Here is a 21,960-nt window from a genome sequence, read left to right as displayed (position 1 = left end):
TCTACAAGGTTTAATTTTTATTTACTATCAGTATCCCTAACATTTAAGATAGTCAGATATTAGGTAAGCTATTAATTTTAATAATATAACTTTATGTAATGACTTTTTTATACTATTTTTAACAATAATTTAGGAAATCACATTGTATATTCTTTATGTATAAGTTATTTACTTAATAGATTTTCTATATCTGTATCAGTAAATCTACCGAATTCCTTAAATGTAGCAATATCTAATTCTTTTAGATCTACAATATGCTCGTTCTTGATGGCTTCTTTTATTTCATGATTCATACCTATTAATTTTGATTTATCTGTGTCAGTCAGATTTTTCACATGTTTGGGAAAATTAGTTTCTCGATATATTTTTGGTGTATATTCGTCTAATTTTATAAAATCATCATTAGCTATATAACCTTTTTCCCACCAAGTTTTTTCATATTGGATTAATTTATTTCTTAGATATTCTTTTATTTCTGTTATGTCTGTATTATTATTAACCAGTAAGTTAATTCTTTCTTTTGGGTCAGTTTCAAGATTGAACAATTCTTCTTTTCCGCCACCATAATAATAATTATATTTGTATTGTTTATTTCTTAGGCTTACCCATCTTTTATTGCCTTTGTTATGTTCTACATATTGATAATCTCTATCTTTTATGCCGTTAGTTGCGAATATACTTTCACCAGGTAATTTATAGTTAGCTGGATATTCTATTTCAGCAATATCTAGAAAAGTTGGAAATAAATCATTGAGGTCAACAAATCTATTGTCTATGGTTCCTTCCTTAAGACCTTCTTTGTATCTAGCTATAAATGGTATTTTACAAGAACCATCATAAGGTAAGAATTTTTGGAAAGTTCCGTTGTCACCTAACATTTCTCCATGGTCAGAAGTAAATATGATTAAGGTATTATCTAGTTGATTAGTTTTTTCTAGATAATCTAAGATTCTACCTATATTATAGTCGACAAAGGATATTGAAGAGTAATATAATTGTTTAGCTCTTTCAAGATATTCATCATTAGGATAATCAGCTATATGTTTGTTCTCTTCAGCAAGGGCGGATATAGGGGTAATGCTTTCATAGTATTCAGGGAGTTTTTTATCATTATAAATATTTGCCCACTCATTAGGCACATCAAATGGAGGATGAGGTTGTATAAAACTGCTCCATATCATAAAAGGTCTCTTATTATTATTTTCTTTTATTACATCAATAGTTTTATCTGCTACCCATGTACTTCCATGATGTTTTGTAGGAATAAACGACTGTTGGGGAAGCATGTATAATAGATGTCTAACCCCATGCATGCTACTGTAATAATCTAATCCCTGATTTCTGAGATATTGAGCATAATCATCATCCATAATATATTCAGGTATTTCCTCCATAATATGCATTCTATTGAAGCCATTATGTCTTCTACAAGGTTGAAAATGCATTTTACCGATAGCAACTGTATTATAACCATGATTGGATAATAGTTCAGGGAATGTTGGTATATCATAAGGCATTTGTCTACTGTTATCAAAGTAATTATCATCAAAACTATGGTATTTGGATGGTAGTCCTGATACGATATTATGTCTTGCTGGTATACATGCAGGGTTAGGGGAGTATGCATTGGTGAACATACATCCCTCTTTGGCTAATCTGTCTAAATTAGGGGTTTCCATATAATCATAACCACCAGCACATATGGTATCATATCTCTGTTGGTCTGTTGTTATTAATAAAATATTAGGTTTACTCATTGGCTATAAGCCTCCTTTTACTTTTCCTTTTCTTATAGACTCCTACGCCAATAAGTGTTAATACTGTTACAAGATAAGGCAGTATCTGTATAAGCTGTGGTGGGAAGCCATATAATTGAGCTTTCATAGTAACTGCATCAGTAAATCCAAATAATAATGCACCTAGTGATGTTCCCACAGGCATTGCATTACCGAAATTAGATGCTGCCATAGCAACGTATCCTCTTCCATTAGTCATATTATCTGTAAACATGGTTAATTGTCCTAATGAAAGGTAAGCACCGCCAATTCCACATAGGATACCACTAGCAGTCAATACCATGCATTTTAATTTAAATACATTGACTCCAGCAGTTTGTACAGCCATTGAATTAGGCCCTGTAGCTCTTATTCGTAAACCAATTTTAGTTTTGAACAATGTAATTTGTAACACAATCAATATTAATATTGATAAATATAATATTATTGATTGATGTGCGAAAGCTGATAAAATAGGAATATTTTCTAAAAAAGGTAAATCAATTGTTGAAAATCCTATTATTTTAGGAGAAGAAAACGCTCCTCTAACACCAAATAGAATATTTAGAAAATATTTAGTTATACCTAATGCAAACATGTTAATAGCAACCGATACGACAATGTTATCAGCTTTATATTTTATGTTGAAAATAGCAAATAATAGACCCATCAATCCACATATGAAACATGTGACAAGTAATGCAATCAGAGCTGATCCTGTAAAATAACTCATGACAACAGCAACGAAAGCTCCTATAAGCATAAATCCTTCTAAACCTAAGTTAACTAATTTTATTCTTTGAGTAATAAGACCACCAAAACCTGCTAGAAGTATAGGGGGTAGAAGTCTTAATGTTGTTTCAAGAACAGAAGTAATTAAATCTAGCATATGTTATCCCCCTTTTTATTTTTAGTTTTTAAATTGTTTTTTTTTCTGCTTTTTATAGAATTTATTGCAAAATCTGCAGCTATAAATACAATCATTACTGCTTGGACAGAGGAGATTAAGTCTCTGGATATATTACTCATAACTTCCATCTGTATAGCACCATTATTAAGTGCTCCAAAAAATATTGCTGTTATTATACATCCTAAAGGATTGTTTTTAGCTAATAATGCTACGGTAATACCTGTATATCCTAATCCGTTAGATATATCAGATATATATCTGTAGTTTACACCCATTACTTGTTCCGCTCCAGCAAGTCCTGCGATAGCACCACTTATCATCACTATAATAACAGTTCTTTTCGCTGCATTGATTCCAATGTATTTTGAAAATGATGAACTAATTCCTGATGCCCTACTTTCATAACCGAATTTGGTTTTAAATAATAATATATGTAGTATTATTGCAACGAGTATAGCTAAAACAAAACCTAGATTCAAATCATTCATAGGTCCTGCTAATTTTGGAAGTATTGAATTTTCACCTATCTTATATGTTGCACCAATAGGTAATTCTCCTTTGAATGGGTAGGTTGCTAAGTAATTGGAGAATAGCTGTGCTATACTATTTAACATGATACAGGTTATAAATATACTTATGTCTAATTTAATGTTTAGTATTGCAGGTATAAAAGCCCATATCATACCTACGATCATAGCAGCAATCAAACAAATAGGTACAGATATATATGCAGGTAAGGCAGGTAAATAAACTCCTACTAAGGCGGCAGTGATAGCTCCGAAGTATAATTGACCTTCTACACCGATATTGAATACGCCAGCTCTGAATGCGTATGCAGCAGCTAATCCTGTAAATAATAAAGGAGTTGCTTTTGCTAAACTACTACAGAATCCTTGCCAAGTTCCGAAGGCACCTTTGAAGAGTAATGAATAAGCTTCAATAGGTGATGTTCCTGTAGGTATTATAAGTAAAGCTCCTATTAGTAAGGATATGATTATTGCAAATAAAGGTTTGCCTAATTCTTTTAGTATCTTATTTCTATTCATCTATATCCTCCTGTCTTTTTGAACCTGCCATATAAAGTCCTAGTTCTTCTCTTGTTACTTCGTTAGCTTTTAGTTTACACACAATTTCGCCTTCATATAGAACTGCTATGGTATCACTTAGTGTAAATATTTCATCAAGGTCAGAGGATATAATTAGTGCAGCTGTTTTACTGTTTCTAAGTTCAATTATATAGTTATGGATAAAACTTATAGCACCAATATCTACACCTCTTGTTGGTTCAGCTGCAATTAATAATTTTGGATTATTAACTTTTGTTTCTCTTGCGATAACAACTTTTTGCTGATTACCACCTGATAGGTCATTTACATTTGTATTATGACTAGGAGTTCTTATATCAAATTGATTGATCATTTCTTTGGCTTTATCATTGATTTTGTTTTCATCTAAAAATTTAAACCCTAGAATTTTCTTAAGGAATTTTGGCATTACATGATAACCAGCAATACTGTTTTGTGCAATAGACCATTGCATACAGAGGCCTTCCTTTTTTCTATCTGCCGGGATATAACTAATACCCTGTAGTAGACGCTCTTTTCTGTTTTTATTAGTTATGTCTTTGTTTTCAAGCAATATTTTACCTTTAGTGGGTTTAGTCATACCTGCTATTACCCTTGCTAATTCACCTTGTCCATTACCAGATATACCAGCTATTCCTAAAACTTCACCTTCATTAATGGTTAGATTTATGTTTTTTAATGAATATAGACCATTGTTTTGTTTTATACTTACATTTTCTAGTTCTATAACAGGAGAACCTTGGATTTCTTTTCGATCCATGACAGGTGGGAGCTTTTTCCCTACCATGTATTCTGCTAATTGGTATTTATCAGTATCGCAGGTATTCATTTCGCCTACAACTTTCCCTTTTCGCATTACTATTATGTGATCTGATACTTCCATTACCTCATCAAGTTTATGAGTAATGAATATTATAGTTTTTCCTTGACTGGATAATTCTCTTATGTTTTTGAAGAGATCATTTGTTTCTTGGGGAGTTAATACAGCAGTTGGTTCATCAAGTATTAGAATGTCTACACCTCTATAAAGTGTTTTTATGATTTCTACTTTTTGTTGTACACCTACAGGAAGATTACCGATCAACTCATTTACGGGTATATTTATACCGTTGGATCTCATCAACTTTTTAATTTCTTTTTTTGCTTTATCGTAATCTATATATAGAGATTTAGTAGGTTCCATGCCTAATATTACATTTTCTAATACAGATAATTCTTCTACTAGCATAAAATGCTGATGAACCATTCCAATATTATTTTTTAGTGCATCAAGACTTGAATTAAAAGTTACAGGTTTATCATTGATTCTTATTTCACCTGTGGTGGGTTTTTGCAATCCATATAATATATTCATCAGAGTAGATTTTCCAGCACCATTTTCGCCTACTAGACAAACGACGGATCCTTTTTTAATTTTTATTGATACATCATCGTTCGCAAGAGTACCAGGATACTGTTTGCTAATGTTTAACATTTCTACAGCATAATTCATTAGTAACTTCTCCTTTAATTTTTTACTGAATCATTTTATAAAATAAGTAAGTTCTACTTTCTATTTTCCTTGAAATTGTACAAGGTATAACCTCATAGTTATTAATATCCATTTAATAGTAATATTTTAGGATAAAAAATAGAAGGTATCTGTTTTTTATCCTATTGATTATTTGTTTATAATAGTTTTGCTTAAGATATTTTATCAAAACATAATTTTAATTCTATTTCAATTATTTATTGAATACGTCTGTAACTGTTATTTTACCATCAATTATATCTTGTTTTATAGTATCTAATTGATCTAAGACTTCTTGAGGAATTATATCTTTTGTATATTTCAATTCTGTTATTCCAACACCGTTTTCAGCTAGACCATAGATTTTTTCACCTGATGTGAAGGTATCTTCTTTCACTTGTTTGATGAAATCATATGCAGCATTACCAACGTTTTTAACCATACTTGTAAGGATTTTACCTTCTACTATGTAGTCTTGATCTTGGTCTACACCAATACCATAAACGCCTTCTTTTTCTTTAAGAGCTTCAAAAAGACCTTCACCTGATTTGCTGGCGGCATGATATATAACGTCAGCATCTTCATCTATCAATTGGACAGCGAATTCTTTTCCTTTGCTAGGATCAGCAAAAGAACCAACATAAGTAGGTAGAACTTTTATATCAGGGTTAACGTATTTAGCTCCTTCTTCATATCCTACTGCAAATCTATTAATTCCTGGGATATCCATACCACCTATGAATCCAACAGTTCCACTTTTACTCATAAGTGAAGCTAATGCACCTACTAGGAAACTTCCTTCATGATCTGCAAAACGAGCTACAGCTAAATTGTCTCCTGTACAGTCAACATTAACTCCTGCAAACTTCTTGTCTGGGTAGTTAGGAATTACTGAGTTTATAGCATCTCCCCAGTCATTACCCACAGCCATGATAAAGTCATAGTCTGCACTAGATGCAAGTTTTAGAGATTGTAAGTAATCTGCTGTTGATTGAGGTTCGATAACTTTTATTTCAACGCCTAATTCTTCTTCTGCTTTTTTGAATCCTTCATGTGCAGAGTCGTTGAATGATCTGTCTCCTAAGCCACCTGAAGATGTTATTAAAGCTACTTTAATGGTTTTATCAGTTGAATCGTTATTTTCAGAACTACATCCTGTAAATATCATAGAGATAATTAGAATAAAAGATAATAAAGCGGATATTTTTTTCATTGTGTACGTCCTCCTATTATTAAGTTTATGATGTATAAAAGATATCATATTTTAAATCTATTAAATAGGAAATTTTGCACTTTTCTTTTAAAAAATGAATGTTTTTTTATATATTAGATAAAATGTTCATTAATCCAATAGCAATTCTTTTTTGTATTTTAATAAGTTATTATATTGTTCATTATTTATATAGATCTTACCAAGTTTTATGGTAACTAGATTCTTGTTTTTCAATATTTCTACAGTGCTGTTAGTTGATCTTATTGAGATACCTATGAAATTACTAATCATATTTCGGGTTTCATTTATTTTGACTAAACCTTTATAGTTGGTATCATATATTTTTTTGTAAAGGTCATAACAGTAAATTAAGTAAGCTACCACATTAACCTTTACCGAGTACTTTTTGCATTCTATATATTTACTTAATGTTGAATGTAGCCTATTTATAGTGTTATATATAATTTTATTATAGAAATCAGGGTACTTGACCATCCATTCTTTTAGATTTCGTTTACTGATTTTTAGAGCTATCACATCTGTAAGAGTATCTACATCAGCATTTCGTACATCGTTATCTGAAAGAATTTCTGAAAGACCTATTACATTGTAATTAGATATTTTGTAGTAGCAATATATTTCACCATTCTCCAGCCTTTTGAACATACCGCATATACCGTTCACTATTAGATATACATAATTGGAGCAGGAGTTTCTTTTGATGATTGTCATATCGCTTGCGTAATAAATTACATCTATTAGTTCTAGGTCTGAATGTGTAAATTCAGTAAATAGTTGTTGTAAAAAGGGGTTTTCATTAATGTATTTTTGTATAGTCATTGTATTCTCCTTGATTTTAATATGATTAATTTATTTGCCTTTCATATAAACGGAATTAATAGAATTATAGATGAAAGTATTAATTAAGAAAATAATAGTTTAATTTTATCATGAAATCTATATCAGGTGTAGATGATATTTTATTTTTACATAATATTACATGGTTATAATAATTGGGAGATAGTATTCAATATATATCTATTTTTTATTCTGCAAACATCTCCATATAAAAAATAATCACACCCTATATAAAACAGAGTGTGATTATTTATAAGAATTATATTATATCTTTTTTGTATTGAATATAGATTCATATATGATATTATTTGTTTTAAGTTATTAATTTTATCCTTTGATTGACCCAGCAATTCCTTCTACAAAATATTTCTGAAGTACTACGAATACTATAATGATTGGTATTAGAGAAATAGTTCCTCCAGCAGCGATTCCGGTCCAGTCAACTACATATTCACCTTTGAATGCATATAGTCCTACTGCTAAAGTACGAAGCCCTTCATTACTTAAAGTAAGTACAAGAGGTAATAAGAATGAGTTCCATGTCCAAATGAACTGCATTATTACAACGCTACCAATAATAGGTTTTGATAGTGGCAACATAATGTTAATGAATATTCTCAAGAAACCACAACCATCCATAATAGCTGCCTCTTCAAGTGATTTTGGTATTTCTTTGAAGAATCCCGCAAATAAAAGAATGAATATAATATGAGAGCCTCCGGATTCAGCTAAGATTAATCCTATTCTTGTATTCATAAGTCCTAAAGCTTTGATTGCTTGATATATTGGAATAATAGTAAAACCTAAAGGAATAACCATACTAGCTAGAAATATACCTAGTACAACTTTTTTACCTTTGAATTCATATCGTCCCATTACATAGCCCATCATTGCACTAAGAATCAGCACTAGTAAAACAGTACAAACCGTAACTACGATAGAGTTAAAGAAGTATGCTTCAAAGTTAGCATTGTTCCATGCTCTTATGAAGTTATCGAAGTTGAAGTTTTTTGGTATCAGATTCAGCCCTTTTGCAAATATTTCATCATCTGTTTTAAAAGATGCACTTACCATCCAGATAAAAGGATAAATCCATACCAATGAAACTATAATTAATAATATATGAGTTAAACATATTTTTTTGTTTTTTATTCTAAATCGTTTCAAATTATTCACCACCAGATTATATTAGTTTTGTGATACTATGCTCTTTGCTTTGATTTTCTTTTTGAAATGGTTGGCAGTAAAACCAACGATGATTATTGTTATTCCAAAGAAAATACCAGCAGCTGATGCATAACCTATCCTTGGAAGTCCCATTTCACTTGAGAATGCGTATCTATAAATATAAGTCGCTACAACATCAGTAGAAAAGAAAGGACCACCATTAGTCATTGTTTTGACAATATCAAATACTTTTAATGAACCTACTATGTTAAGTAATGCTATTACAGCACCTATAGGAATTATTAATGGAAAAGTAATGTATCTGAACATTTGTCTGGAATTACATCCGTCTACTTTAGCAGCTTCATATAATTCTGATGGAATACTTTGTAATGCTGCTAACCAATATATCATATTGATACCAAGATTTTTCCAACCTGATATTAGTATAACTGAAATCATGGCATATTTAGGGTCACCTAACCAGTTAATAGGATTATCTGTTATACCTAATGATAATAATATTGTGTTAACAGGACCGTCAGCGCCTAAGATAAATATCATTATGATACCAACTATAGATGCTGTTGTTACAACTGGAAGAAAGAATAGTGTACGGTATACTTTTGCTAACTTTAATAGCTTATTATTAAGTACAACCGCTAACAGTAAACCAATTATTAAGTGTATTGGAACAACACCAAACATGAATTTAAAGCTATTCCAAAAAGCCGACCAGAAATAAGGATCTTTGGCTACTTCAATAAAATTACTCAATCCAACAAATTCTTTAGTTACACTTAATCCTGACCATTTCAATGTCGCATAATAGAAACTTGAAAATATTGGCCATGCAGTAAATACTAAGTATAATAGTAAAGTCGGAATCATAAATATCCAACACCATCTGATATTACTCTTATTTTTTTTAGCAAATATATTTTTTTTACTATTTACTTGTTGCATCATGTTCTCTCCTTTTTGATAATATAAATGCTGTAACTATATAGTCACAGCATTTTATAAGCATTAATTAATAATTAGTCATTGGATCCCAATCAAATTTAAAATCATCTTTACTAATGTTGGCTCCTTTTTCATTAGCTGCTTTTAATGCTCTATCAAATTCTTGATTAATTTTGTCTGATAATCCTTTTAGACTTCCTTCTATATCATTAATAGCTCCTGCTACGGTACCTTGTAATAAATCTCCAACTGCTGGGCTTACATCATTATATTCTAAGAATAATTGTGAGGTTGCCTGATTTTCAGTTTTTGGATTAGGAGCAATACTTGCTGTTGCTGTTGCGGCATCATAAAATTCTTTTAGTAATGGATTAGTTAGGTATTCATCGTTTACACCTTTTACAAGTGAGAAGAATACTCCATCAGATACACAATCTTTTTGATAATTATAATCTGTAGAATATAAAGCTTCTAGTAATTTAGCTGCTTCTTCAGGATGTTCGGATGATGCTGATACACCCATCCATGCATTAGCTGTTGCCATTGCTACAGAACCTGTTCTGCCATTATCTGATGCAACTTGTGATGCTATACCAAGGTCTAAATCAGGGTTGTTGGTATTCCATACCCCTATACACCAAACACCTTGAATTATAAAAGCTGCTTCACCAGCACCGAATAATGCTCTAGCTTCAGGCGCTCTTATACTCATTGTACTTGGATGATAACTTCCGTCTTCAGCCATACCTTTGAATAATTCGAATGTTTCTACCATTGCTTTATCAGCGTAACTGGATTCTCCTGTTAATAAACTTACAGGTGAGAATTCTGACATACCGCTTCCACCTAAAGCAGAGAAATCATGAGCTGCAGTTTTCCATCTATTTACTTGTTGTCCACCTTCTATGATTCCGTAGAAATCACCATTACCTGCTTCAGTTATTTTTTTAGCGTAGTCTCTTAATTCTGAATAAGTTTTTGGTGGTTGTTCTGGGTCTAAACCAGCTTTTTCAAATAGATCTTTATTGTAGAATATTATTGAATTAGGTAATTGAAGTACTTCTGGTACAGAATATGCTTTTCCATCAATTACATTGACTCCTTCTTTGAATACTCCATCTATAAATATATCTTTGAAGCCATCACTTACAAGACCATCTAGTGGAGTGAACCAACCTTCTTTTACGACAGTGCCTAAATCCATACCTGATGGTAAAGGAAATAAGTCAGGAGCATCTCCAGAATTAATTGCGGATAATACAGTATTTTTGTATTGGTCCATTGTTAAACAAGTGTATTCAATATTAATATTTGGATTATTTTTCATATATTCTTCAAAAAATGCTTCTTTTTGTGTTTTGGAACTATCACTCCAATCCATAACTTTTAAAGTTATTTTTTTGGTAGTACCATCTTCTTTGTTAGCAGGTTTATCATTATTATCTGAATCTTTGGAACCACAACCAGCTAATGTGAAAATCATTAATGTTACTAATAAAATTGAAATTAACTTTTTCATTTTTGTTCCTCCCAATTAATGTATATATTTTTAGTTTGATGCTTTTCAAGATGATTTATAACTAAATGTGTTATTATGTAAATGTTATTTGATGAGTATAAATTACAAAATTATCATCTTTACAAGCAAGGGCACCTTGTAGTAATATAATGATATATTTTATATCAAATGTAAAGTTGATGTTTTATCAGCCCTTATCAATTATTTCCAATAAAATTGTAGGTGAAAATATGTTATATATAACTATACTCTTTTTGATTTTTGCTTTTTTCGTGTTTGTCAAAAATCCATCTAATATTACATCATATTTTTTGATCGGTAGTATTATAGGGTGGTGTATGTCTTTATTAGGTTTACTGCAATATTTAGCAAAATTGAATTTATCTTATGTTATTGTTAAGTATTTCTTTTATGTTCCCTTTGGTTTTTGGAATGATTTAGTGTATTCCAAAGTCAACATAATAAATGTTATTAGATTCATTAATTTTGGAACTCTACTATTTATAGGTTGTATGTACTTATATATGATTTATTTCATATATGGATATAGAAAACCAAGATTTATTTCATATGTTCCATGTGTTTTTCTAATAGTTCAATTCATATTATATGATCCTGAAATCTATAGAGAACTTTATAAAATTGCTATGAATATGAATTTTCTTAATATAGGATATGATACGTTTCACTCTATGTATAAATCCCTATACTCGTTGACAAAAATATATAATTTTATAATGTTGATTATACCTTTGGTCCTTTTGATAATAGAGTTCTATCATAGAAAAAACCTACCTATAATAAGAGATTACTATTTCTTTAATCTAGTAGGATTACTATGTATCATTGCTTTTCATATGATTATGTTTTCTTGGGCTCCGGCAGTATTGGTGAGCATATATCAGAGAACAACATATTTGATATATGAACAACCCAAAATGATACCGTCTACGATTATTTACTATATTTATCCGTATTTGAGTGTATTTTGTTTTACGATTATGCTTTTTGCAACACTTAAATATAAATCACTAAAGAAAGTGTATAATTCAGAACATCATAGTAAACATAAGATATTGAAGAAGAATAATTTTGGGATAAGAGCATTAAGCCATTCACTTAAGAACCAATTGTTAGCGATACAATTTGAAAGTGATATCCTTATAGATGAATTAAAAGACAATGATGAACTGTTGGAAACCGCAAATACTATTAATAATATTTCTAGACAGACAATAGAAAGATTGAATGAGATGCATAAAAGGATTCAAAGTCAGAGCATCATACTTGAACCTAATTGTATTAATGATTTCATTAGTGGAGTGATCGAGAAATTAATTACAGGTATACCAAAAGGTATCTCATTAGATTATAAGTTGACCAATTTAAATCCAAGAGCCTTTATTGATGAAGAACATATTGGTGAATGTCTAAGTGTAATGGTCAAAAATGCTGTTGAAGCTATAGAAGCTAATAATGAAGAAGCAGGAATGATTAATATATCTACAGAAGTCATTAATGATTGGGTAATCATATCTATCAGTGATAATGGTGTCGGCATGGAAAAAGAAATACAGGGTAAGATTTTTGAAGCTTTCTATACAACAAAAACTGGAGATAATAATTGGGGAATAGGACTTTCGTATGTAAAACAAATTATTGATATCCACAATGGAAATGTAGTCGTTGAGAGTTCTCAACATAAAGGTACTACAATAAAGATGATGTTACCTATAATAATGTAAAGGTTGAAAAATTTTCAACCCAAATTATTTATTCATATGTTTTACAATTATTTTATAATCATTTGAATAGCAATTCTAATAATATTATTTTAGAGGAGGATAACAAATGGAGCAAGGTATAACAATATTAATAGTAGATGATATTCCTTCGGTTTGTAAACGGATTAATAATATTTTAAAGAAAGATGCAGAAATAGGTCATATATATACAGCAAATAATGGTTATGAAGCGATTTTGCAGACAACCATATATAAACCAGATGTTATTTTGATGGATGTCCATATGGAAACACATACTGCTGGTATAAAAGCTACTCAAGAAATATTATTGCATTTTCCTAATATCAAAATCATCATGCTTACTGTATATGAAGAAGATGAATTGATATTCAGTGCATTTCAAGCGGGAGTGGTTGATTATGTTTTGAAGGATGCAAAAGCTGATGTTATTATTTCTGCGGTTAAAGATGCTTATCGGGATTCATCTCCAATAAGACCTAATATTGCTAAGAAACTACGTGGGGAATTTAAAAGAATAAAAGGTAATGAAGAAAGTTTATTGTTTTATATTAATATTGTATCTACACTTACAAGTACTGAATTAGAAACTCTGAAACTCTTATGTGAAGGTAAATCAAGACAGGATATATGTGAAATAAGATTTGTGGAGGAGTCCACTGTTAAATCTCAAATAAGAAGTATATTAAGGAAATTCAAGTCGAAGGATACTAAGGAAGTTATAGAAATCATTAATAAATTAAATATATTTACAATGTTAAGTAATATATGATTTGTTGAGTAATAAAAAGGAAAGCATAATTTGTTTTTATTCTTAGAGATTAAAGTAAAAACATATATTTTTTGAACTTTAATTTACTGTTTTTACCAATTATAGAATAATTAGTTATTTAATGACTATACTATATAATAAAATAATTTTTAAGGGGTAAAAAATATGAGTTTAAAAAATAATTTTAATTTTGCTGCTTATGATGATAATTCTAATCAACTTAGTGAAGAAGAATTTTTACTTAAAAATATTGAAATTGCAAAAAGAGCATTAGATACAGCATATAGTAATTTTGATATTGTTACTGACCCGGAATTAATTGATAGTTGTATATATGAGGTAAAAGCAATGCAGCTGAAATATGAATATCTTATAAACCAAGCGAAGCAAATGAATATTATAGCTAAAATACAATAAATGATATAAAGAACTAGTTGAAAATAAGAATATATAGTTATAGACAACATATAATATAATAAATAACTTGTTCGCATAAAGTATATTTAAAGTACCACCGACAAGTAGATATTCATTGGTAAAGGGGGTAGAAGGAAAACAATCAATTAATTATATGGATTTTTGTTTTATGTTTAATTATTATATTGTTTTCAATGCTTATGAAACCAGTTAAAAAGTTATTATTGGTTCTGTTAAGAGGTTGTATTGGTTTGGGAGCAATCTATGGCTTGAATTTTATACTTAAGGGCTTAGGACTATTTGTTGGGTTGAATATAGTGAATGGTTTTGTAGTAGGCATTTTAGGAATCCCTGGATTTTTGTTATTATATTCCCTAGCATTGGTTGATATGTTTTTATAATAATTATAGTCACTATGGTTGAAAATTACCATTTGTGGCTTTTTTATTAAATTTAAAAAGTTTTACTTTCTATTTTCCTTGAAATCTTTTATGAGACGTAGTCTCTTTGGTCTTATCTTAGTTCAGTATGTTTTCAATTATTCTCATTAATTTAAATATGAGATTAGACAAATTGATTTATAATAGATAAAAATATAACATAATCCGATAAAATATATTAAAATAAGAAAAATAACTTTACTTTTACCTATAAATTTCATATAATAATTAAGAAGGTTATTTTTAAAGGGGAAAATAAAGTTAATTTTAATTAGTTAAATATTAACATATCTATTATATAATAAAATTTTTATTGATAATTAATTTAATAATAAATTATATATATAAATCAATAAAATCTGTATAATGTATACTGATCTTGCTTGAATTTATCAATTTCCACGATGTAGTAGTATTAAAATTAAATATTGAAATTAAGGTTGGGAGTAGGAAGGAATAGAAAGTATGATTCTTATAATTAAGTATGTTCTCGTATTGATATTACTTGTAGTTGTATTATATACGGATACCAAAAGTTATGTAATAAAAAATTCAATCATACTATTTTTTGCGATTGCTGGATTTACTCTAAATTGTATTCAGTTAGGTTTTACAGGCGTTATTAATTGGACTACAGGTATAACAGTACCAATAATAGTTTTATTTATTTTATTTGCACTTAGGATGTTAGGTGCTGGTGATATTAAGTTGATTGCTGTTATAGGTGGTTTATTAGGCTTGGATTTTTTGATTAGAGCATCTTTATATATGCTTATAATAGCTGGTGGTATAGCTCTTATTAAGATGATTATCAATAGAAATCTGATTATCAGATTCAAACATTTTTTCAATTATCTACATAATAATATCATCAATAGACAGATAGGAATATATGATGAACTTAATAAAACGGATAGAAGTCATGTCATGAGATTATCCTATGCTATAGGAGCAGGAACAATATATCAAATATTTATTGATTTAAAGGTTTTTGGATAATAGAGAAAGGAGAAATGTTTATTTAAGATGGGTATGGTTAAATTAAAGATAATTATAGCAGATAATGATAAAGGTTATTTAAATGCAGTATCAAAATATTTAGCGTCATGGGACGAAACAGATTTTAATGTTATCTCTTTTAATGACAAAGATTTATTAGAGGATTACTTGAAAATCAATAAAGTAGATATATTATTGATTTCTCCTAGTTTAATGAATGAAGATATTAACCTAAAAAATGTACAAGTCACAATAATGAATACACCGGACAGAATACCTGAAAATATGCTTAAATATCCTTTTATAGATAAATATCAATCTGGAGATTCTATAGCTAGAGAATTATTGAGTATTTTTTCTAAGAACAGCAAGGATGAAATAATAATTAAAAAAAATAGTGTTAGCTGTGAAGTAATAGGTGTTTATTCACCCGTAGGTGGTATTGGTAAAACGACAGTATCATTAGGCATAGCTAAATCTTATGCTACTAGCCGCATTAGCACTTTATTTATAAGTTTAGAAGAAATGGCTTCTTATAAAGGGATACTTGATTGTAATAACAATAATAATTTTTCTGATTTATTATATTACATAAAGCAAAAAAACAAGAATCTGATGATGAAGATAGAAGGACTTAAGAATGTTGACGTAGATACAGGATTGAATTATTTTTCTCCACTTGCATGTTATAGGGATATCTATGAAATTTCAGAAGATGAGTTGGTTAGATTAATAGAATTCATAAAATGTAATTCTAATTATGAGAGAGTAATACTAGATTTTGATTCAAACCTAAGTGATAAAAATATAGAACTCATGAAAACATGCGATAAAGTATTATTATTGACTAATATAGATAGAATAAGTATAACGAAATTACAGGGTTTGTATGATAATCTTAAAAAACTAGGTATTGAAGATCTAAATAGTAATGTAAAAATGATTTTTAACAATAATATTATGCAGAAACAAATTTTACAAGGAGTAACGATAATCAATAAGAAAATTGATTTGTATGTTCCGTATGATAATAAATTATATATATACGAAGATAATAAAAATCATATGAATTTAGAAGGATGTTTTGGAAGAACTTTAAAAGGATATGTGAATAAAGAAATAAAAGGTGAGGTCATTTAGTTGGTTGAAGATATAAATAATTTAAAGAATATAGTACGTGATAGAATAGATTTGACTAGAGATCCTACAGACGAATATATTAAAGATATAATTGATAAAGTGATTAAAGAATATTCTAATAAAAAATATATCAGTGTTACAAAAAGGTATGAATTAGGAGATAAACTATTTAATTCCATAAGAAGACTAGATGTTCTACAACCTCTTCTGGAGGATAAAACAATCACGGAAATCATGATAAATGGTAAGGATAATATATTTATTGAACAAAATGGTAGAATAGTGAAAATTGATAGTTCTTTTGAAAGTATAACAAAATTGGAAGATGTCATCCAGCAAGTTGTCGCTAAAGTCAATAGAATTGTTAATGAAGCTTCTCCTATTGTTGATGCAAGACTTGAAGATGGTTCAAGAATTAATATCGTATTACCTCCTATTGCATTGAATGGTCCCATAGTTACGATTAGAAAGTTCCCGGATAAACCAATTACTATAGAGCAATTAGTTAAATGGAATAGTTTAACAGATGAAATTGCAGAGATATTAGAAAAGATGGTTAGAGCCAAATATAATATTTTTATTTGCGGAGGAACAGGATCGGGAAAAACTACTTTCTTAAATGTTCTATCAAATTTTATTCCTAGAGATGAAAGAATTATTACTATTGAAGATTCTGCAGAGCTACAAATCAGATCTGTAGATAATTTGGTTAGCCTTGAAACAAGAAATGAGAATGTTGAGGGGAAAGGTCAAATTAGTATAAGAGACCTAATTAAATCTTCGTTAAGAATGCGTCCTGATAGGATAGTTGTAGGAGAGGTTAGAGGAGCAGAAGCATTGGATATGCTTCAAGCCATGAATACTGGACATGATGGTTCATTATCTACAGGGCATGCCAATTCTACCAAAGATATGTTGAGTAGACTTGAGACAATGATTTTAACTGGGGCTAATATGCCTCTTGAAGCCATAAGGCAACAGATTGCGTCTGCTGTTGATATAATGGTCCATTTAGGAAGACTTAGAGATAAATCTAGAAGAGTGCTTGAGATTGTTGAGATTGATAAATATGAAAAGGGAAATATAATACTTAACCCATTATATGAATTTCAAGAATCTGATAATACGGATCATGATAAAGTACAGGGTGAACTTATTCAAACTGGTAATAAGTTGATTCATAGAAATAAATTTAATATGGCAGGAATTGATATTGGAGAAGAAATATGAAAAATCATATTAGTAAAGAGCTTATAAATTATAATGTATATCATATGGAAATAAAAGAGAAAATCAAATATTCGGTTATGGCTATTGCAGTCGTATATTTACTTTGTATTTTATTTTATGACAATCTTATTATAGCAATAATATTATCTAGTATAGGTTTATTATATCCTAAATATAAAAAAAACGATTTGATAAAAAAAAGAAAGAAGGAATTAAGACTTCAGTTTAAAGAAGCCATATATGCATTATCTTCTTCATTGGGAGCAGGACAATCTATTGAAAGTGCTTTTAAATCTGTTCTTAATGATCTGAGAATTTTATATCCTGACCCTGATACATATATTATTTTGGAATTCGAGTACATTGTTAGAAAGATAGAGATGAATGAGACAATAGAGGATGCAATTGATGAGTTCGCATATAGAGCTTCTATAGACGATATCACCAATTTTGCTAATGTATTTGTTACTGCAAAAAGAACGGGAGGTAACATAATTAGTATCATTAGATATACATCTAATGTAATAAGTGAAAAGATTGAAATACAAAATGAAATAGAGGTACTGGTATCAAGTAAGCAGTTCGAGCAGAAAATATTAAGTCTATTAGTTCCTGCAATGATAGTTTATTTACAAATAGCATCGCCAGGGTATCTGGATGTTATGTATACGACGATAGGAGGAAGAATATTAATGACAGTATGTCTAATGCTTTTTGTGGTAAGTTATAAAATAGGCAAAAAAATTACTGATATCGAGGTGTAGATAATGATACTTACAATTATAAGTTTTATAGGGCTCATTGCTTTATTTGTGGTTTTTTTTCTGACAAAAAGTATGTACAAGGAACAAATGAAATATGTAGATAAGAAAGAATACAAATTAAAGGAACTCATGCCAACATCTCTTTATGTATTAGATAAGATTATTGATAAAAGATTGAAACCAAATAATAAGGTAACGGAAAATATATTACTTATATATGGAAAAAGAGAGTATGAATTTCGCCTTAGAATGCATCAAGCTGAAAAAATTTCCTTGGGGATAATGGGGTTCATGGGAGTATTGTTCATAACGCTAATTTTAAGTTTACAGAGTGGAGATAATATTAGTATTAAAGATAATACCATTAAGAGACCTTCATTAGGAGAAGGAAATGTATCATATGATTTACAAGCAGAAATTGAAATTGATGGAGAAAAAAGTCTTAGAGATATTAATGTATTGATTCCAGAAGTAAATCCAGCTAAAGATAAAGCTAAAGAAATTCTAAAAAAAGTAGCTGATGAGTTACCTAATTATATATTAGGGAATAATGATAATCTAAAAGTAGTGGATAAAAAGCTAGAGCTAATAACTGAGTTCGCTGATTCGAATATTAGGATTGTCTGGAATATTGATAGTCCTTATTTGGAAGATGATGGTGAGTTAAATTACGATAATATTTCCAAAACAGGTAATGAAGCGGAGATTATTGCAACACTTACTTATGCAGGAGAAAGTATTGATAAGATTATTGGTATAAAAGTGTATCCGAAAACACTTACAAGAGAAGAGAAATTGGAATTAGTTAAAATGGCAATAGAAGATCAATTATCAACAGAAAATCTTTTAGATGAGTTAAACGATGTTGTTGTTCTTCCTACTAAGATAGATGGTCAAGATGGGAAAATTAATTGGATATTGAAGTCTAGTGGTAATAATACCCTTATATTTTTAATTCTGGGATTAATAGTTGTCATTTTACTTATGTTATTAAAAGATTATGAAGTCACAAAAAAAATGGATGAAAGAAGTTCAGAGATAAGGATGAGTTTTCCAGAATTTATTATTAAATTAACTTTATTATTGAATGCTGGAATGACATTAAGTCGTGCATGGAAAAGAATATCAAAAGATTATTATGATGAAGTTACTAAAGATCGTACTAAGAAAAATTATTTATATGAAGAAATGCTAGAAACACTTCAAGACCTCACTAATGGAGTATCAGAAGTGAAAGCATATGAACAGTTCGGTAAAAGATGTAAGATACCTGAAATGATGAGATTTACTACGGTGATTATTCAGAACATCAAAAAGGGTAATGATACATTAGTGGTAGCACTACAAAATCAAGCAAATGAAGCATGGGATGTAAGAAAAAATGTAGCCAAAAAATCTGGAGAAAAAGCAAGCTCTAAGTTACTTATACCAATGGGAATTATGTTTGTTATCATCATAATTATTGTTATGATGCCTGCGTTCATGTCTCTTGGTGTGTAAGTTGGTGCTGAATTTTTTAGATAATTATTTTAGAGGAGGATAAATCATGTTAGAACTTTTAAAAGATTTTTGGAAAGAAGAAGATGGTATGGGGGTAGTAGAAATAGCTCTGATTATCATTGTATTAGTAGGATTAGCATTATTGTTCAAAGAACAAATAACTAAGTTAGTTAAAGGTATTCTTGGTCAAATTACTGATGATGCAGAGGAAGTTTACAAATAATAAAAAACTTAGAACAATGGTCAAGGAAGGATGTGAATTGATGAATCATAATATTACATACCAAAGAGATGCTATCAATAGTTATTTAGTTATGAAAAAAGAGGATGCTACTAATATTGAAAATTATGAAGTTGAAATGTTAGAAAGGAATTCCCTTGATTCTTTTCTTGATATCAGTATAAGGACATTCAATGCAGAAAAAGAGTTATATTACAATATTACATCTAAACAGCAGCTAGATGAGATATTAGAAAGAAAGAAGCTAAACAGTAATGAGTTAGTTCAATTTTTCAATACTTTAGTTAATATTGTTAAGAACTGTGAAAAGTATTTTCTAGACAGTAACAAAATATTATTACAACCTAATATGATATATATTGATTTAAACGGTTTTAAACCAAGTTTTGTTTATGTACCTTTTGATAATAATGATAAGATAATAATTGATGATATAATTAATCTTACTAATTTCTTGTTTGATAAGATAGATCAAGAAGATGTAAATGCTGTCATGATAATGCATAAGATTATGACTTCGTGTAAGCAACCTGATTTTAATATTAATAAAATTCAATCTATAGTTAATGAAAAAAAGACAAAAACGGTAATAAAAACAAAATCTCATAATATAGATAATAAGATTATACATAAAGATAATAATGAAAACAACAAGGAAGACAATGAAATTATTTCTAAGTTGATTGAACAGAATAAAAAAAGGGAAAAAGCAAATAAAGTTAATAATAATATTGTTAAAGAAGATAATGAAGTTATAAACAAAAAAGCAGATTCCAATATCAATAAAAAGCTATCAAGCATAAGTAAATATATTAATAAAAGCAATAGGGTAAAGAAACAAAAAGAGAATATAAAAGAAAAAAACAAAAAGTCTATGGAGCTTAATAAAGTAAGTAATTATTTATCATATATAGTATTAGCGACTATACAGATTATTACCATAGTTTTATTTTTAATAATAATGAAATCAAATATTTTATATTCAGATGTAACTGGTAAGATAAAAATAGAATCTTTATTAGCAAGTATTTGTATGTTGATAGCTATTGATTTATATAGTTCTAAGAAAGCATTTGATTATATGAAGGCTCAAGACAATAATAGTAAAGAATCTAAAGATAAAAATGTAAAGAAGAAAACAGAGGATGTTAAGCAATTTGATAATCCTTTCAAAGATAGTCACAAAAACAGATGCCATTTATTTAATGAGCCTTTAGTTGTAAGTGACAAAGAGGTTTTCACGAAAGATAAGACTGTTATAGAAACGGATACGATGGAATTAGAAGATGCATCTGCACATGAAGATGATAATTCAGATGAAGATGAAACTATTTGTCTAAAAGATTTTATTCACACTGATTTGGAGATTGAGCCTTATCTAATTAATGAGGATACCCAGGATAAAATAATTATAGATAATAATCCATTTCTGATAGGAAAATTAGAAAGCCATGTTGATTATATAATTTCAAATAGTTCGGTCAGTCGTATCCATTGTAAAATCATTAAAGATCAAAATGATTATTATATAATTGACCTAAACTCAAAAAATGGTACATTCTTAAATCAAGAGAGATTGGGCGGTAATAAAAAGTATAAGCTGGATAATGGTATGACCATTACTATATCTAACTGTGAGTATATTTTTAGAAAAGATATGTAATTTCTAGAAAGGAAAATGTATAAGTAAG

The 21,960-nt window shown here is 29.1% G+C and carries 20 protein-coding genes; 11 read left to right on the top strand and 9 right to left on the bottom strand.

Annotation, left to right across the window (positions count from 1 at the left end; all coding sequences use genetic code 11):
• Positions 1–164: 164 nt before the first annotated feature.
• The 9 genes from QMG30_RS15715 to QMG30_RS15675 all read right to left on the bottom strand — a co-directional run bounded on the left by QMG30_RS15715 (position 165) and on the right by QMG30_RS15675 (position 11,003).
• On the bottom strand, positions 165–1,757 hold the full coding sequence (locus QMG30_RS15715) for a sulfatase family protein (RefSeq protein ID WP_281816999.1): 1,593 nt from the start codon (positions 1,755–1,757) through the stop codon (positions 165–167).
• Positions 1,750–2,664 (bottom strand): ABC transporter permease, encoded by a 915-nt coding sequence (locus tag QMG30_RS15710; protein WP_281816998.1) that lies wholly within the window; start codon positions 2,662–2,664, stop codon positions 1,750–1,752. Before QMG30_RS15710 ends, QMG30_RS15715 begins: the two co-directional genes overlap by 8 nt.
• Positions 2,658–3,731: an ABC transporter permease gene (locus tag QMG30_RS15705; RefSeq protein WP_281816997.1), complete on the bottom strand. Its 1,074-nt coding sequence runs from the start codon at positions 3,729–3,731 to the stop codon at positions 2,658–2,660. Before QMG30_RS15705 ends, QMG30_RS15710 begins: the two co-directional genes overlap by 7 nt.
• The gene (locus QMG30_RS15700; RefSeq protein WP_281816996.1) at positions 3,724–5,262 is read right to left on the bottom strand and encodes an ABC transporter ATP-binding protein; all 1,539 of its coding nucleotides are present in this window, start codon (positions 5,260–5,262) and stop codon (positions 3,724–3,726) included. Before QMG30_RS15700 ends, QMG30_RS15705 begins: the two co-directional genes overlap by 8 nt.
• A 232-nt stretch (positions 5,263–5,494) precedes the next feature.
• On the bottom strand, positions 5,495–6,493 hold the full coding sequence (locus QMG30_RS15695) for a BMP family lipoprotein (RefSeq protein ID WP_281816994.1): 999 nt from the start codon (positions 6,491–6,493) through the stop codon (positions 5,495–5,497).
• 129 nt (positions 6,494–6,622) lie between these two features.
• Positions 6,623–7,333, bottom strand: coding sequence for a Crp/Fnr family transcriptional regulator (locus QMG30_RS15690; RefSeq protein WP_281816991.1), 711 nt, complete (start codon positions 7,331–7,333; stop codon positions 6,623–6,625).
• A 345-nt stretch (positions 7,334–7,678) separates the two neighbouring features.
• Positions 7,679–8,527 (bottom strand): carbohydrate ABC transporter permease, encoded by an 849-nt coding sequence (locus QMG30_RS15685; RefSeq protein WP_353511678.1) that lies wholly within the window; start codon positions 8,525–8,527, stop codon positions 7,679–7,681.
• Between the two features lie 12 nt (positions 8,528–8,539).
• Positions 8,540–9,484, bottom strand: coding sequence for a carbohydrate ABC transporter permease (locus QMG30_RS15680; RefSeq protein WP_281816985.1), 945 nt, complete (start codon positions 9,482–9,484; stop codon positions 8,540–8,542).
• Positions 9,485–9,551: 67 nt separating this feature from the next.
• Positions 9,552–11,003, bottom strand: coding sequence for an ABC transporter substrate-binding protein (locus QMG30_RS15675; protein ID WP_281816982.1), 1,452 nt, complete (start codon positions 11,001–11,003; stop codon positions 9,552–9,554).
• A gap of 338 nt (positions 11,004–11,341) precedes the next feature.
• On the opposite strand from QMG30_RS15675, the gene QMG30_RS15670 reads away from it, so the two are divergent.
• From QMG30_RS15670 to QMG30_RS15625, 11 genes are all read left to right on the top strand, one after another.
• A complete protein-coding gene (locus QMG30_RS15670; RefSeq protein ID WP_281816979.1) occupies positions 11,342–12,748 on the top strand; it encodes a sensor histidine kinase in 1,407 nt (468 codons plus the stop codon).
• 106 nt (positions 12,749–12,854) lie between these two features.
• Positions 12,855–13,538 carry a response regulator transcription factor gene (locus QMG30_RS15665; RefSeq protein ID WP_281816977.1) on the top strand — a complete coding sequence of 228 codons (684 nt, stop codon included), beginning with the start codon at positions 12,855–12,857 and terminating at the stop codon, positions 13,536–13,538.
• Between the two features lie 165 nt (positions 13,539–13,703).
• On the top strand, positions 13,704–13,955 hold the full coding sequence (locus QMG30_RS15660; RefSeq protein ID WP_281816975.1) for a YaaL family protein: 252 nt from the start codon (positions 13,704–13,706) through the stop codon (positions 13,953–13,955).
• A gap of 149 nt (positions 13,956–14,104) precedes the next feature.
• The gene (locus QMG30_RS25250) at positions 14,105–14,356 is read left to right on the top strand and encodes a pro-sigmaK processing inhibitor BofA family protein (protein WP_353511680.1); all 252 of its coding nucleotides are present in this window, start codon (positions 14,105–14,107) and stop codon (positions 14,354–14,356) included.
• 504 nt (positions 14,357–14,860) lie between these two features.
• Complete coding sequence (locus QMG30_RS15655; RefSeq protein ID WP_281816972.1) at positions 14,861–15,394, top strand: A24 family peptidase; 534 nt, start codon at positions 14,861–14,863, stop codon at positions 15,392–15,394.
• Positions 15,395–15,421: 27 nt separating this feature from the next.
• Positions 15,422–16,534, top strand: coding sequence for an AAA family ATPase (locus tag QMG30_RS15650; RefSeq protein ID WP_281816970.1), 1,113 nt, complete (start codon positions 15,422–15,424; stop codon positions 16,532–16,534).
• The gene (locus QMG30_RS15645; protein ID WP_281816967.1) at positions 16,535–17,764 is read left to right on the top strand and encodes a TadA family conjugal transfer-associated ATPase; all 1,230 of its coding nucleotides are present in this window, start codon (positions 16,535–16,537) and stop codon (positions 17,762–17,764) included.
• Positions 17,761–18,528 carry a type II secretion system F family protein gene (locus QMG30_RS15640; protein ID WP_281816965.1) on the top strand — a complete coding sequence of 256 codons (768 nt, stop codon included), beginning with the start codon at positions 17,761–17,763 and terminating at the stop codon, positions 18,526–18,528. Before QMG30_RS15645 ends, QMG30_RS15640 begins: the two co-directional genes overlap by 4 nt.
• Before the next feature lie 3 nt (positions 18,529–18,531).
• Positions 18,532–20,028, top strand: a complete 1,497-nt coding sequence (locus tag QMG30_RS15635) for a type II secretion system F family protein (RefSeq protein ID WP_281816963.1) — start codon at positions 18,532–18,534, stop codon at positions 20,026–20,028.
• A 46-nt stretch (positions 20,029–20,074) separates the two neighbouring features.
• On the top strand, positions 20,075–20,251 hold the full coding sequence (locus QMG30_RS15630; RefSeq protein WP_281816960.1) for a Flp1 family type IVb pilin: 177 nt from the start codon (positions 20,075–20,077) through the stop codon (positions 20,249–20,251).
• A gap of 40 nt (positions 20,252–20,291) precedes the next feature.
• A complete protein-coding gene (locus QMG30_RS15625) occupies positions 20,292–21,932 on the top strand; it encodes a DUF6382 and FHA domain-containing protein (protein ID WP_281816958.1) in 1,641 nt (546 codons plus the stop codon).
• Positions 21,933–21,960: the final 28 nt, after the last annotated feature.

The sequence above is a fragment of the Vallitalea longa genome, from assembly GCF_027923465.1.
GTDB classification, from domain to species: domain Bacteria; phylum Bacillota; class Clostridia; order Lachnospirales; family Vallitaleaceae; genus Vallitalea; species Vallitalea longa.
The sequence above is the reverse complement of the archived record's forward strand: the minus strand, read 5'-3'. Positions and strand labels throughout refer to the sequence as shown.

Bases quoted from the DNA above. Each gene is read 5' to 3' on its own strand.
- QMG30_RS15715 (WP_281816999.1), bottom strand. From the start codon at position 1,757: ATGAGTAAACCTAATATTTTATTAATAACAACAGACCAACAGAGATAT.
- QMG30_RS15710 (WP_281816998.1), bottom strand. From the start codon at position 2,664: ATGCTAGATTTAATTACTTCTGTTCTTGAAACAACATTAAGACTTCTA.
- QMG30_RS15705 (WP_281816997.1), bottom strand. From the start codon at position 3,731: ATGAATAGAAATAAGATACTAAAAGAATTAGGCAAACCTTTATTTGCA.
- QMG30_RS15700 (WP_281816996.1), bottom strand. From the start codon at position 5,262: ATGAATTATGCTGTAGAAATGTTAAACATTAGCAAACAGTATCCTGGT.
- QMG30_RS15695 (WP_281816994.1), bottom strand. From the start codon at position 6,493: ATGAAAAAAATATCCGCTTTATTATCTTTTATTCTAATTATCTCTATG.
- QMG30_RS15690 (WP_281816991.1), bottom strand. From the start codon at position 7,333: ATGACTATACAAAAATACATTAATGAAAACCCCTTTTTACAACAACTA.
- QMG30_RS15680 (WP_281816985.1), bottom strand. From the start codon at position 9,484: ATGCAACAAGTAAATAGTAAAAAAAATATATTTGCTAAAAAAAATAAG.
- QMG30_RS15675 (WP_281816982.1), bottom strand. From the start codon at position 11,003: ATGAAAAAGTTAATTTCAATTTTATTAGTAACATTAATGATTTTCACA.
- QMG30_RS15670 (WP_281816979.1), top strand. From the start codon at position 11,342: ATGTCTTTATTAGGTTTACTGCAATATTTAGCAAAATTGAATTTATCT.
- QMG30_RS15665 (WP_281816977.1), top strand. From the start codon at position 12,855: ATGGAGCAAGGTATAACAATATTAATAGTAGATGATATTCCTTCGGTT.
- QMG30_RS15660 (WP_281816975.1), top strand. From the start codon at position 13,704: ATGAGTTTAAAAAATAATTTTAATTTTGCTGCTTATGATGATAATTCT.
- QMG30_RS15655 (WP_281816972.1), top strand. From the start codon at position 14,861: ATGATTCTTATAATTAAGTATGTTCTCGTATTGATATTACTTGTAGTT.
- QMG30_RS15650 (WP_281816970.1), top strand. From the start codon at position 15,422: ATGGGTATGGTTAAATTAAAGATAATTATAGCAGATAATGATAAAGGT.
- QMG30_RS15640 (WP_281816965.1), top strand. From the start codon at position 17,761: ATGAAAAATCATATTAGTAAAGAGCTTATAAATTATAATGTATATCAT.
- QMG30_RS15635 (WP_281816963.1), top strand. From the start codon at position 18,532: ATGATACTTACAATTATAAGTTTTATAGGGCTCATTGCTTTATTTGTG.
- QMG30_RS15630 (WP_281816960.1), top strand. From the start codon at position 20,075: ATGTTAGAACTTTTAAAAGATTTTTGGAAAGAAGAAGATGGTATGGGG.
- QMG30_RS15625 (WP_281816958.1), top strand. From the start codon at position 20,292: ATGAATCATAATATTACATACCAAAGAGATGCTATCAATAGTTATTTA.